Consider the following 13,232-nt stretch of genomic DNA (forward strand, 5'->3'; position numbering starts at 1 on the left):
CGCGTCCTCCTACGGTGGGGCCTCGGACCGAGGCCGGTCCACGGAGGAGGGCACATGGGCGGACGGCAGACGATGAAGGCACGGCGGCCCGGTGGGAGGCGCGTCGTCACGGCTCCAAGGGGCCGGGAGATCGTCATCCCGCCGGGCGGCTGCACCGGCTGGCACTTCCACCGGGTCCGGCTGGATGCCGTCGTCCTGGCGGGGACCTTGACCCGGGTCCTGCACGACCGCACGACCGTGGTCCATCCGGCCGGGACCACCTTCGTGGAACCGGCGGGCATCGCCCACATACACCTGGGCCACAACCTCGGCAGCGAACCGGTGGTGCTCTACGTGACCCCCGCGCTCCCCGAGGGGACACCGTTCTCCATACCCACCCCGCCCCCGCCCGGTGCCACGCCCGCGGTCTGCCGGGAGCACACCGCGTGACGGCCCCCGCCCCGGTCTCACACCAGTCGGCGTATCTCCCCGCGCACCCGGTAGAAGCCCCCGGAGGCCGGGTGCAGCCCGTCGACCACGTACCGGGCGCCCGCCTCCCGTATCCCGCGCGGGAACTGCACGTTCCACGAGGGGTCGAAGCCGCCTGACACCACCTGCACCCGCATCCGGCCGCCCTGCTGGACGCACTCCACCACCACACCGCCCGCCGGCGCCGCGGCCACCGTGACGGTCGCCACCGAGGCGGCCGACGCGGCCGGGGTGAACACCGGGAGCGCGGCAGCCGACTTCACGTCCACCGGTGCCGGCACCGAACCCCGCTGGGCCGCCGCGATGGCCTGCTCGCTCGCGTCCACGCAGACCAGCGAGCCGTCCGTGGTCACCAGATACAGCCGCCCGTCCAGATACTGCATGGACAGCGCGGCCCCGCTCCCCGTGCCCAGCTTCCACAGCCGCCGCCCCTCGGCGTCGAAGCAGTACACCGAGGAGGCGAGGTCGCCGGCGAAGACGTGCCGGCCGTCCGCGGAGGTCGCGCACGAGTACACCGCGGCGTCGCACCGGTAGGTGGCCTCCACCGCGCCGGTCGCCTTCGACAGCCGCTGCACGGCGTTGTGCCCGGTGCCCGCATACACCGCGTCCTCCTCCTGCCAGCCGAACAGCACCGAGCCGCCGGTCTCCGTGTGCCACAGCTCCCGCCCGCCGTCCGGGGCGTACGCCGTGACGCCCCGGCTGTGCCCGTGGTAGATCGCGTCCGCGTCCGCCCGGACCATCCAGGCGTTGGAACCGGACGACCGCCGCGACCACTGGAACTCGTCCTCGTGGTCGATGACGGTCAGCCCGCCGCCGTGGTCCGAGACGCTCAGCACGCCCTCGTGGATGTCGAGCCAGAAGATGTCGACGTCGGCGGCGATGTCGTACGCGCCGAAGGGGACCTTCGACGACAGGTCGTACACCGTGCCGTCGTCACAGCCCGCATATATCCAGAACTCGTCCGCCACCAGGCACTTCACCCCGTCCGGCAGCGAATACCGGGCCAGCACCTCCCCGCCGTGGCTCACCGTGTAGACGTCGCCGGCCTGGTTGCCGACCCAGCAGCGGTCCTCGTCCACATGGATGCCGAACGCCGCGGAGCCGGTGCGCAGGCGCCACAGCACCGGGGCCACCGCCCGCGCCGTCGACGGCGCCGAGGTCACCTGTCGGCGGGTCACCGACCGGGCGGCACGCTGACCCCGCACGGCCGGGGCGTACCCCTTGCGGACCTTCTCCCCGATCTTCTTCGCGGCGGCGGCCCGGGCCTTCTCCACGGTCGGGAAGGAGGAGCTCTGCAGCTGACCGTCGGCGCCGATGCGTCCATACCGCACGGACACGGCCGTGCCGTCCACGGTGACCTCGTAGAACTTGTGCGCCCCGCCGCCGTCCTGCGACAGCTCCAGATACGTGGTCTCCCGAGCCATGACGAACCCCTCCCCCAAAGCCTGGCCGCCGACGACCTCTCCGCCGGTGATCCCTCGTCAAAAACGCTACGGCCCACCACTGACAATGGGCCGGTGCAGTGGGAAGCGATCACATGGCAGCGGATGGCCGAGCGGCTCGCCGGTCATCTCGACGACCCCGAGCGGGCTGGCCAGGGGGCGAGCTGGCAGCGCGTGGGCGTCGACGGGGCGCCCGCCGCGGAGACCGGCGTGCTCGCCGGAGAGCTCGCCGACGCGCTGCGCTCCCGCGGACGCCCGGTGCTGGTGGTGGCGGCCGGCGGTTTCCTGCGACCCGCCTCCCTGCGCTTCGAGTTCGGGCGCCAGGACGTGGACGCGTACCTCGGCGGCTGGTACGACACGGCCGCGCTCTGGCGGGAGGTGTTCGGCCCGACGGACCCCGGCGGCACCGGGCGGGTGCTGCCCGACCTCTGGGACCCCGTGACCGACCGGGCGACCCGCAGCCCCTACGTGGAACTCCCCTCCGGCGGCGTGGTGATCGTGCACGGGCCGCTGCTGCTGGGCCACTGGTTCCCCTTCGACCTGAGCGTCCACATCCGGCTCTCCCCGGGCGCCCTCGCCCGCCGCACCGAGGAGTCCGCGCGCTGGACGCTGCCCGCCTTCGCGCGCTACGAGGCCGACACGGACCCGGCGTCGGCCGCCGACGTGGTGGTGCGGGCCGACGATCCGCGGCACCCCGCGTGGAGCGGCCTGCCGTAGGGGATCAGAGGGAGGGGCGGCCGCCCAGACGGGTCACCGCCAGCGCGGCGGCACGGCAGCCCGCGCGGGCCGCCTCCGACGGGTCCGCGCCGCCCAGCCGGGCCGCCAGGAAGCCGCCGGTGAAGGCGTCCCCGGCGCCCGTCGAGTCCACCGCCACGGCGGGCTCCGCCTCGACCTCGGCGATGATCCGGCCCCGCTCGGCGACCAGCGCCCCGGCCGCGCCCCGGGTCACCACCACCAGCGGCACCCGCCGGCTCAGCTCCGCCGCCGCCCGGGCCACCCCCGTCGGCCCCGGCAGCCCGGCCAGCAGGCGGGCCTCGTCCTCGTTGGGCAGCAGGACCGCCGCCCCGGCCACCGCGTCCAGGAAGCGCTGGGGCCCCAGCGTGACCAGGAATCCCGCCGAGGCGGGGTCCACGCTCACCGGCACCCCGCGCGTCCGGGCGGCCCGCAGCGCGACCATGGCCAGGTCCCGGCTGCTGTCCGCGAAGAACAGATAACCCGACAGGTGGAGATGGGCCGCGCCGTCCAGCAGGGACGGAGCCCAGTCGGCCGGGCACAGCCGCAGCGAGGCCCCGCTGTCGGTCAGGAAGGTCCGCTCCGCGTCCTTGGCGACCAGCGCGACCACCGTCCCCGTCGGCTCCTCGGGGTCGATCACCAGCCGGGGCCGCACGCCCGCGTCCACCAGCGCCCGCTCGTGCCAGCGCGCCGACTCGGCGCCCACCCGCGCCAGGAGGCGCACCTCCGCGGCCCCCGTGACCGCCGCCCAGCACGCCGCGTTGGCCCCGGCGCCACCCGGCAGCGTCCGGATCCGGGCGGCCGTGTCGGTGGCCGGCGCGAGCGGTTCCGGATGTATCGCGATCACGTCCGTCACCACGTCCCCGACGACGAGCAGTGCCCCCGCCGCGGTCATGCCCGCGCCGCCCAGGCCCCCGCGATCCGGGCCCCGAGCCGTACGTTGCCCCGGACCGCCGCCAGGTTCGCCTCCAGGGAGGCCCCGCCCGTGGCGCGTACGAGGTAGCCCAGCAGGAACGGCGTCACCGCCTGCCCCGTGATCCCCCGCTCGCGGCACGCGGCGAGCGCCTCGGCCAGGACGCGGTCGTGCAGGTCCGGGTCCAGCTGGTCCGCCTCCGCCACCGGATGGGCCACCAGCAGCGCCGAGTCCGGGCCGCCCAGGGCGTCCTGTGCGGCCATCACGGCCGCGACCTCCTCCGGCCGGTGCACGGTCCAGTCGACCGGTTCACCCGAATCGGCCAGGTAGAAGCCGGGGAAACGGTCCGTCCCGTACCCGAGCACCGCCACCCCCAGCGTCTCCAGCCGCTGGAGCGTGGCCGGCACGTCCAGGATGGACTTCACCCCCGCGCACACCACCGTGATCCGCGTCCGCGCCAGCAGGGAGAGGTCCGCCGACTCGTCCTGCGTCTGCGCCCACTCCCGGTGTACGCCGCCCAGCCCGCCCGTGGCGAAGACCCGCAGGCCCGCGCGCGCGGCCAGGAAGGCCGTCGCCGACACCGTGGTCGCCCCGGTGGCGCCCGAGGCCAGCGCGGGCGCCAGGTCCCGGTGGCCGAGCTTGCGCACGCCCTCGCCCCCCGCGATCCGCTCCAGCTGCGCCTTGTCCAGGCCCGCGTGCGCCACCCCGTCCAGGACCGCGATCGTCGCCGGGACGGCGCCCTGCGACCGGACCAGCTCCTCCAGTTCGAGCCCCACCGCCAGATTGCGGGGGCGGGGCAGACCGTGCGCCAGGATCGTCGACTCCAGGGCCACCACGGGCCTGCCCCGGCCGAGTGCCTCGCGCACCTCTTCCGACAGGACCGGTGCGCCCGACAGGGATGCAGATGCTGTGTGCTGTGACATGTCCCCATCCATGGCACGGGATCCGCGCCCCCAAACGCGCACCCGCCACACCCGTCACAACCTGTCCGAGTCGCACCTGCCCGCGACACGCCCGGCGGGTGCTGGACAGGGTGACTCGTCCGACGGGCCGTTCCTGGACGCTCTGGTCACGGCGGCGCCCGGGCGGGCCGCACTAGGCTGGCGCGTCATGAGCACCAGCGATCACTCCGCCGCCCCCGGCTCCTTCTGCGTGTCCGTCGCGGACCTCGAACTGGAGCCCGAGGACCTCGACCCGCAGCAGATCGTCTCCGGCGACCCGGCGGTGACCGGCAGGGTCCTCTGGGAGTCGCCGGACGGCAAGCAGGTGCGCGGGATCTGGCAGATCACCCCGGGCGTGGTCACCGACGTCGAGGCCGATGAGCTGTTCGTGGTGGTCAGCGGCCGCGCCACCGTCGAGGTCGAGGGCGGCGCGACGCTGGAGCTGGGCCCGGGCTCCGCCTGCGTGCTCCGGGAGGGCGACAAGACGACCTGGACCGTGCACGAGACGCTCCGCAAGGCCTACCACATCAGCTACTGAGGGTCCTTCCCGGGCGAGCTACTGCGGGTCCTTCACGGGCGTGGGGTGGCGGCGCGCGGTGAACAGCGCGAGCGCCGCCAGCGGCAGCAGCAGCCCGGCGCCGATGGCGTTCAGCCAGCCGTAGCCCGCCTCGGACATGATCAGGCCGGCGGCCGCACCGCCCACGCCCGCCGCGGTGTTCATGGTGAGGTCGCTCAGGCCCTGTACGGCGGCCCGCGCGGGCTGCGGTACCGAGTCGGTCAGCAGGGCCGAGCCGGACACCATCCCGGCGGACCAGCCGAGGCCGAGCAGGAAGAGGCCGGCCGCGGTCTGGCCGTGGCTGGGCCCCGCCGTCCCGGCGAGCAGCGCGGCGGTCAGCAGCAGGCCGGCGGACAGGCCGATGACGGTCAGCCGCCCGAGACGGTCCGCGAGCCACCCCATCACGGGCGAGAAGGCGAACATGCCCGCGATGTGGCCGCTGATCACCAGCCCGATGAGCTCCAGGCCGGCGCCGTGGTGGCTCAGGTCCATCGGGGTCATCACCATGATCGAGACCATGGTGGTGTGGGACACGGCGACGGTGACGAGAGCCAGCCGGGCCCGCGGCGAGGCCTTGACGGCGGCGAATCCGGCACGCAGCGAGCGGCCCTCCCGGGTCTGCTCCCCGGGCGCGGCGAGTGCCCGGGCCGTCAGCAGCGGATCGGGGCGCAGGAGTACGGCGATCAGGGTGCCGGTGAGTACGAAGACGACGGCGGCCCACACGAAGGGGCCCGCCGTCTCGGGTATGGAGGTGCCGGCGAAACTGCGGCTGGCCGGGGCGGACAGGTTCGGGCCGAGCACCGCGCCGATGGTGGACGCCCACACGACGACGGAGATCGCCCGGGCCCGGTGGTCCGGGGCCGCGAGGTCGGCGGCGGCGAACCGGGCCTGGAGGTTCGCCGAGGAGGCCGCGCCGAAGGCGGCCATGCCGAGCAGCAGCAGAGGGAAGTTCTTGATCGTGGCGGCGAGCACGACCAGTCCCGCGCCGACGGCGCCGATCCCGTACGCGAGGACCAGTCCGGGGCGCCGTCCGCGCGCGGTCATCAGGGCGGCGAGCGGCAGGGAGACCACGGCCGTGCCGATCACCGAGGAGGTGGAGGCGAAACCGGACAGCGCCTCCGTGCCGCTGACCTCGGTGGCGAGCACGGGAGCCAGGGCGATGCTGATGGGCACGCCGAGGCCGCCGAGGATCTGGCCCGCGATGAGCACCCGGGTGGTCCGCCGCTGTAGACGGGCCCGTTCCGTTTCCGTGGGGGCGAGCGGCGGGGCCGCCCGGTCCGTACCGGGTGAAGCGGTCACGCGGCACACCTCCGTCGAAGCTGCGGGGCGCCGGACGAGGTCACGCCGGATGCGGCGGCAGAAGTAGTCACCGCGGAAGTGTGACACCCCTTACCGTCCGGCGGAACAGGGTAAGGAGGGGCGCCGCCCCGCCCCCGCCCGGCAGTCGGTCAGAACAGCGGCTGCGGGAGCACGCCCTCCAGCGCGAGCAGCAGTCGCTTGGTCTCCACGCCGCCGCCGAAACCCCCGATGCCGCCGTCGTTCTCGACGACCCGGTGGCAGGCCACCACCAGCGGCAGCGGATTGGATCCCATGGCGTTGCCCACGGCCTGGGCGGCGCCTGGCTGCCCGGCGCGGGCGGCCAGCTCCCCGTACCCCACGACCGATCCGTAGGGCACGGAACGGTCCAGCTCCTGGAGCACCTGCCGGTTGAAACCGGAGCTCAGGCGCCAGTCCAGCGGCAGGTCGAAACGCCGCAGCGAACCGGCGAAGTAGGCGGTGAGCTGCCGTATCGCCTCGGCCAGCAGCACTTCCTTGCCCGGCGCGGGCCGCCGGGCGTCGGCGCCGAGCCGGGAGACGAGTGCGCCGATCATCGCGTCGACCCGGTCCGGCCCGGCATGGAACTCGACCCGGACCAGACCCTGCGGGGTCGCGGCCAGGAGCAGGGGACCGATGTCGCTGGCGACGACGGTCCATTCGAGGTGCGGCCCGCGGGGCCGCTCGGTGCTGTCCACGCGTCCACGGTACGGCGCCCCACCGACAACGCCGACGGTACCGACGACGCGACAGCAGTGCTCAGAACCCGGTGATCGCCGCTCGCACCACGTCCGGGGCGTTGGTGATGATCCCGTCCACGCCCATGTCCCGGACCTTCCGCGCGATCGCAGCGTCGTCCACGATCCAGGTGTCCACCTCCATGACCTTGCCGTGGGCGCCGACCAGGCCGTGCACCGCCGCGACCCAGTCGGCCGAGATCGTGGTGTGCCACGGGTTGATCCGGTCGGTGAACTCCGCGTAGCGCGGCAGGTCCGCCAGGGCCGGGGTGCCCAGGAAGGCCGTGACCAGGTCCGGGCGCAGCCGGTGCACGATGCGTACGCAGTCGGCGCTGAAGCTCTGCACGACCAGCTTCTGCGCGACGTGCCGCTCGTCGAGCCAGCCGGCCTCGTCCAGGAGCTCCAGGGTCTGCTCCTCGATCCCCGGGTAGAGCTCCGGCTTCTTGATCTCCAGGAGCAGCCGCTGCTGATTGCGCTGCACCCGGTCCATGTACTGCCTCAGGGTGGGCACCCGGGCGCCCCTGTACTCCTCCGCGAACCAGCTGCCCGCGTCCAGCCGGGCGATCTCGGCCGCCGTGAAGTCCTTGACCTTCCAGGGCGAGCGGCCCGGGAACACCTGCTCGACGTCCGTGGTCCGGGCCAGGGTGTCGTCGTGGATCACCACGAGGACGCCGTCCTTGGTCCGCTGCACGTCGTTCTCGACCCAGGCGAAGCCCAGCCGCATCGCCAGGTCGATCGCGTCGAGGGTGTTCTCCGGGGCGTACGCCGAAGCCCCCCGGTGGGCGTACACGACGGGGCCCCCCAGCCCCGCGCGCGGGTCGGTGGAGGATCCGGGACCGGCGGCGGCGTACGAGGCCGTCCCGCCCAGCAGGGTGAGGGTGAAGCCCAGGAATGCGGCGGCGGCCGCGGCGGCGGGTCGGACGTACATGTGCGTTCTCCTCGGGTCGTAGCCCTGTTCCAGCGTCAGACGGGTGCGCAGCGGCAGACGTTGTGGCGATGCACTTCACCGCGATCATGGGGTTGAAGATCACCCGCCCGCCACCGAACTACGACAAACGGACCAGAACGAATGACTACCGGCTGGGCCGGGCAGAGGTGCCGAAGGGCGCCGCGGACCCGCGCGGAGGCGAGAGTGTCAGTGGGGGGTCGTACCGTTGACTCATGCGGCCCGTATCGAAGATCGAACGCACGGTGGCGCCTTTCGAGGTCGTCAGTTCCTACCAGCCCAGCGGTGACCAGCCGACGGCCATCGCCGAGCTGGAGAAGCGCATCCGTGCAGGTGAGAAGGACGTCGTACTCCTGGGTGCGACCGGCACCGGCAAGTCGGCGACCACCGCCTGGATGATCGAGAAGCTCCAGCGCCCCACTTTGGTGATGGCGCCGAACAAGACGCTCGCCGCCCAGCTGGCGAACGAGTTCCGCGAGCTCCTGCCGAACAACGCCGTCGAGTACTTCGTCTCGTATTACGACTACTACCAGCCCGAGGCCTACGTACCGCAGTCGGACACCTACATCGAGAAGGACTCCTCGATCAACGAGGAGGTGGAGCGGCTGCGCCACTCCGCGACGAACTCGCTGCTGACCCGGCGGGACGTGATCGTCGTCGCCTCCGTGTCCTGCATCTACGGCCTCGGCACCCCGCAGGAGTACGTGGACCGGATGGTCTCCCTCAAGGTCGGCGAGGAGATCGACCGGGACCAGCTGCTGCGCCGCTTCGTCGACATCCAGTACACGCGCAACGACGTGGCCTTCACCCGCGGCACCTTCCGGGTGCGCGGCGACACCATCGAGATCTTCCCGGTCTACGAGGAACTGGCCGTCCGCATCGAGATGTTCGGCGACGAGATCGAGGCCCTGTCCACCCTGCACCCGCTGACCGGCGAGGTCATCAGCGAGGACCGCGAGCTGTACGTCTTCCCCGCCAGCCACTACGTCGCCGGCCCCGAGCGCATGGAGAAGGCGGTCCGCGGCATCGAGGCCGAGCTGGCCCAGCGCCTCGCCGAGCTGGAGAAGCAGGGCAAGATGCTGGAGGCGCAGCGGCTGCGCATGCGCACCACCTACGACCTGGAGATGATGCGGCAGATCGGGTCCTGCTCCGGCATCGAGAACTACTCGCTGCACATGGACGACCGCGAGCCCGGCTCCGCGCCCAACACCCTCATCGACTACTTCCCCGAGGACTTCCTCCTCGTCATCGACGAGTCGCACGTCACCGTGCCGCAGATCGGCGCCATGTACGAGGGCGACGCCTCCCGCAAGCGGACCCTGGTCGACCACGGCTTCCGGCTGCCGTCCGCACTCGACAACCGGCCGCTGAAGTGGGAGGAGTTCCAGGAGCGCATCGGCCAGACCGTCTACCTGTCGGCGACCCCCGGCAAGTACGAGCTCTCTCGCGGCAAGGGCTTCGTCGAGCAGATCATCCGCCCCACCGGCCTCGTCGACCCGGAGGTCGTCGTCAAGCCCACCGAGGGCCAGATCGACGACCTGGTGCACGAGATCCGCCAGCGGGTCGAGAAGGACGAGCGGGTCCTGGTCACGACCCTCACCAAGAAGATGGCCGAGGACCTCACCGACTACTTCCTGGAGCTCGGCATCCAGGTCCGCTACCTGCACAGCGACGTGGACACCCTGCGCCGCATCGAGCTGCTGCGCGAACTGCGCTCCGGCGAGTACGACGTCCTCGTCGGCATCAACCTGCTCCGCGAGGGCCTCGACCTGCCCGAGGTCTCGCTCGTGGCGATCCTGGACGCCGACAAGCAGGGCTTCCTGAGGTCCGGCACCTCGCTGATCCAGACCATCGGCCGCGCCGCGCGCAACGTGTCCGGCCAGGTCCACATGTACGCGGACAGCATCACCCCGGCGATGGCGCAGGCGATCGACGAGACCAACCGGCGCCGCGAGAAGCAGGTCGCCTACAACACGGCCCACGGGATCGACCCGCAGCCGCTGCGCAAGAAGATCAACGACATCGTCGCCACCATCGCCCGCGAGGAGCTCGACACCGAGGAACTCCTCGGCACCGGCTACCGGCAGGCGAAGGACGGCAAGGCGCTCAAGGCGCCGGTGCCCGCGCTCGGCGGCAAGGCCGCCCAGGCCGCGGCGGGCAAGGCGGCCAAGGGCGGCAAGGGTGCCAAGGGCGCCAAGGCGGCCGAGGTGCTCACCGACCGGCCCGCGGCCGAACTGGCGGCGCTCATCGAGCAGATGACCGAGCGGATGCGCGGCGCGGCCGCGGAGCTGCAGTTCGAGGTCGCGGCCAGGATCCGGGACGAGGTGGGCGAGCTGAAGAAGGAGTTGCGGCAGATGAAGGAAGCGGGCCTCGCCTGAGTCCGGGCCTGTCAGTAGGGTTGGGGCAGGGCCGCAGGTGTACTCTGCGCGCTGATCATCGGGGTGGGCAATGGAGAGGGGACACGCGTGACGGTCAACATGACCAAGGGGCAGGCCATCAGTCTGCAGAAGGCGGACGGGGGCACGCTGACCGCGGTCCGGATGGGCCTCGGCTGGCAGGCCGCGAAGCGCCGCGGACTGTTCGGCTCGCGGACGCGGGAGATCGACCTCGACGCCTCGGCGGTGCTCTTCGCCGACAAGCAGCCGGTGGACGTCGTCTTCTTCCGTCACCTGCAGAGCGACGACGGCTCGGTGCGCCACACCGGTGACAACCTCGTCGGCGGCGTCGGCCAGGGCGGGGACGACGAGGCGATCCTCGTCGACCTCCAGCGCGTGCCGGTGCACATCGACCAGATCGTCTTCACGGTGAACTCCTTCACCGGCCAGACGTTCCAGGAGGTGCAGAACGCCTTCTGCCGCATCGTCGACGAGACCAACGGTCAGGAGCTGGCCCGCTACACCCTCGACGGCGGCGGTCAGTACACCGCGCAGATCATGGCGAAGGTGTCCCGTCAGGGCGCCGGCTGGCAGATGACGGCCCTCGGAAACCCGGCCAACGGCCGCACCTTCCAGGACCTGATGCCGGCGATCCTGCCGCACCTGTAGCAGTACCGGACAAGAGAAGAAGGCACGGGGGAGGGGCTGCACGATGACGGCCGAACTGGTCCGGGGGCAGAACCACCCCGTGTCCCACAGCCGGGTGGAGATCAGGGTCTCGGCGGGCACGCCCGTGCTCGCCCTGGTCTCGCTCGCCGACGAACAGGGCCGGTTCTCCGGCGACGGGATACTGGCCCACCCCGGCGCCGGCTCCCTCCCCGGGATCCAGGCGCCCGGGGAGCTCGCCGAACGGCACACCCTCGCCGTGGACCTCGACGCCGTCGCGGCGGACGTCCACCGGCTCGGCGTGCTGCTCGTCCTGCCGCCCGGCGGCCCGGTGCGCTTCGGCGCGGTCCCGGCCTCCTACGTGTCCGTGGCCGACCCGCAGGGCGCGGAGATCGCCGGATACACCCTGACCGGGCTGGACGCCGAAACCGCCGTGATCGCCCTGGAGCTGTACCGGCGTCAGGGCGCCTGGAAGGTACGGGCCGTGGGCCAGGGCTACGCCGAAGGACTCGGCGCCCTGCTGACCGACGGCGGACTGCCCGCCGCGGAGGCCACCGCCCTGGCGGCCGCCGCACTGCGCACGGCCTCCCGGGCCGCCGACCCGGTGCCGGTCTCGGGAGCCCCGTACGCGGGCACCCCCGGCCCCGCGCCCGCGGAAGGCACCGCCCCCGGGGGCGGGGACGGCGCCGCCGCGCCCACCTCCGGCCCTGCGACCCTCAGCTACGTGCACCCGCGCCGTCGCACCAGCGCCGAGCCGCCCGAGCCCGCGCCGCCGGCCGCCCCGGCCCCGCAGCCCGGCCAGCACCCAACCCCCGTCGCCGGGGACGCCAGTGGCTGGTCCATGGAGGAGCGGCTCTACAACCAGGTCTGGGGCATGTTCGAGGACCTGGCCCGCACGGTCGCGGCCTACCGCAGCGCCGTCGACTTCGCCGACTCGCGCATGGACCGCGAGCTCGACGAGGCGCTGTCCGACCCGCGCCACCGCCTCGGCGGCTCCGGCAACGCCGCCCGCGACACCGCCCGGGCGCGCCGCGACGAGCTCGTCTCCCAGGCCCAGGCCGTGCTCGACCGGGACCTCCTCCAGCTGACCGCCGAGTGCGAGGTCGTCGAGCCCGCGCTGCCCGCCGCGTACGCACGCTGGGACAACCCCGTCTGGCACGGCCACCGGATGCCCGAGGAGGGCCCGCTGGCGCTGCGCCTGGGGGACCTGCACCTGCCCGAGCGGCCCGGTCTGCGCATCCCCATGCTGGTCCGGGTCCCGCTGGAGCGCGGGCTGTGGATCGACAACGGCCGCACCGGTTCCGAGGCCGCCATGGCCATGGACACCGACCGGCTGCGCCGGATCGCCATGGACATGGCCGTCGCCTACGCCGTGCGGCTGCTCGCGGTCCACCCGGCCGGCCGCTTCTCCGTCCACGTCATCGACGCCGCCGGCGCCGGTGCCGCCTCCCTGGCGCCCCTCGTACGGGCCGGGGTGCTGGCGGGGCCGCCCGCCGCCGGTGCCGCGGGGGTCACCGAGCCCCTGGCGCGGCTGACCCGGCGCGTGGACCTCGTACAGATGGCGCTGCGGGCCGGAGCCCCCGAGGACCTCCCGCCGGACGTGGACACGGCCGAGCAGCTGCTGATCGTGCACGACTTCCCGCACGGCTTCGACGACCGGGCCGTCACACAGCTGCGCTACCTCGCCGACGAGGGCGCGGCGGTCGGCGTGCACCTGCTGATGGTGGCCGACCGCGACGAGGCCTCGGCGTACGGGCCGCTGCTCGACCCGTTGTGGCGCTCGCTGATGCGGCTGTCCCCCGTGCCGGACGGCTATCTGGCCGACCCGTGGGTGCACCACGCCTGGACCTTCGAGGCGGACCTTCCCCCGCAGGGCAGCAGCGTCCTCGAACAGACACTGGAGCGGGTGGCGCAGGCCCGGCGCACTACCCGGCCGTGACCATTCCTTGGTGATCCCTTTACCTTTACCGCCTCGGGCGGGTAGGCTGTGAAGCGCGGAGGGGAGTATTCCTGCTTTCCTGCTACGGCGTACCCGTCAATACGGACCCTGCGGTGCCACGAGCGCGGCGCAGCCGGTCCCGGGGCGTCGGCCCACGGCCTCCAGGCCGCCCGGGTGGAAGAGACCTCCGGCAGCGATGACGC

12 protein-coding genes are annotated in these 13,232 nt (G+C 73.1%); 6 read left to right on the plus strand and 6 right to left on the minus strand.

Features of this window, described 5'->3' with window-relative positions; translation table 11 throughout:
• The first annotated feature begins 54 nt into the window (after window positions 1-54).
• Complete coding sequence (locus ACF059_RS26465) at window positions 55-429, plus strand: cupin domain-containing protein (protein ID WP_392061604.1); 375 nt, start codon at window positions 55-57, stop codon at window positions 427-429.
• A gap of 17 nt (window positions 430-446) precedes the next feature.
• On the opposite strand, the gene ACF059_RS26470 is transcribed toward ACF059_RS26465, so the two are convergent.
• Window positions 447-1,892: a WGR domain-containing protein gene (locus ACF059_RS26470; RefSeq protein ID WP_392061607.1), complete on the minus strand. Its 1,446-nt coding sequence runs from the start codon at window positions 1,890-1,892 to the stop codon at window positions 447-449.
• 93 nt (window positions 1,893-1,985) lie between these two features.
• Here ACF059_RS26470 and ACF059_RS26475 point away from each other — a divergent pair, with 93 nt between their 5' ends.
• Window positions 1,986-2,627, plus strand: coding sequence for a uridine kinase (locus ACF059_RS26475; protein ID WP_392061611.1), 642 nt, complete (start codon window positions 1,986-1,988; stop codon window positions 2,625-2,627).
• Between the two features lie 4 nt (window positions 2,628-2,631).
• On the opposite strand, the gene ACF059_RS26480 is transcribed toward ACF059_RS26475, so the two are convergent.
• Both ACF059_RS26480 and ACF059_RS26485 read right to left on the minus strand, forming a co-directional pair.
• Window positions 2,632-3,537, minus strand: a complete 906-nt coding sequence (locus tag ACF059_RS26480) for a carbohydrate kinase family protein (protein WP_392061614.1) — start codon at window positions 3,535-3,537, stop codon at window positions 2,632-2,634.
• Window positions 3,534-4,478, minus strand: a complete 945-nt coding sequence (locus ACF059_RS26485) for a pseudouridine-5'-phosphate glycosidase (protein WP_392061617.1) — start codon at window positions 4,476-4,478, stop codon at window positions 3,534-3,536. The genes ACF059_RS26480 and ACF059_RS26485 overlap by 4 nt, the downstream gene beginning before the upstream one ends.
• 187 nt (window positions 4,479-4,665) lie before the next feature.
• On the opposite strand from ACF059_RS26485, the gene ACF059_RS26490 reads away from it, so the two are divergent.
• A complete protein-coding gene (locus tag ACF059_RS26490) occupies window positions 4,666-5,034 on the plus strand; it encodes a cupin domain-containing protein (protein ID WP_392061620.1) in 369 nt (122 codons plus the stop codon).
• Window positions 5,035-5,052: 18 nt separating this feature from the next.
• Here ACF059_RS26490 and ACF059_RS26495 read toward each other — a convergent pair whose 3' ends face one another.
• From ACF059_RS26495 to ACF059_RS26505, 3 genes are all read right to left on the minus strand, one after another.
• On the minus strand, window positions 5,053-6,351 hold the full coding sequence (locus ACF059_RS26495) for an MFS transporter (RefSeq protein ID WP_392061624.1): 1,299 nt from the start codon (window positions 6,349-6,351) through the stop codon (window positions 5,053-5,055).
• A 149-nt stretch (window positions 6,352-6,500) separates the two neighbouring features.
• Window positions 6,501-7,064: a methylated-DNA--[protein]-cysteine S-methyltransferase gene (locus tag ACF059_RS26500; RefSeq protein ID WP_392061627.1), complete on the minus strand. Its 564-nt coding sequence runs from the start codon at window positions 7,062-7,064 to the stop codon at window positions 6,501-6,503.
• A gap of 61 nt (window positions 7,065-7,125) precedes the next feature.
• Window positions 7,126-8,031: a glycerophosphodiester phosphodiesterase gene (locus ACF059_RS26505; RefSeq protein WP_392061630.1), complete on the minus strand. Its 906-nt coding sequence runs from the start codon at window positions 8,029-8,031 to the stop codon at window positions 7,126-7,128.
• A gap of 233 nt (window positions 8,032-8,264) precedes the next feature.
• Here ACF059_RS26505 and uvrB point away from each other — a divergent pair, with 233 nt between their 5' ends.
• From uvrB to ACF059_RS26520, 3 genes are all read left to right on the plus strand, one after another.
• A complete protein-coding gene (gene uvrB, locus ACF059_RS26510; RefSeq protein WP_392061633.1) occupies window positions 8,265-10,427 on the plus strand; it encodes an excinuclease ABC subunit UvrB in 2,163 nt (720 codons plus the stop codon).
• 87 nt (window positions 10,428-10,514) lie between these two features.
• Window positions 10,515-11,093, plus strand: a complete 579-nt coding sequence (locus ACF059_RS26515; protein ID WP_053702614.1) for a TerD family protein — start codon at window positions 10,515-10,517, stop codon at window positions 11,091-11,093.
• Between the two features lie 43 nt (window positions 11,094-11,136).
• Window positions 11,137-13,029 (plus strand): TerD family protein, encoded by a 1,893-nt coding sequence (locus ACF059_RS26520; RefSeq protein ID WP_392061635.1) that lies wholly within the window; start codon window positions 11,137-11,139, stop codon window positions 13,027-13,029.
• The last annotated feature ends 203 nt before the right edge of the window (window positions 13,030-13,232 follow it).

The sequence above is a fragment of the Streptomyces sp. NPDC016562 genome, from assembly GCF_043076955.1.
Taxonomy (GTDB): domain Bacteria; phylum Actinomycetota; class Actinomycetes; order Streptomycetales; family Streptomycetaceae; genus Streptomyces.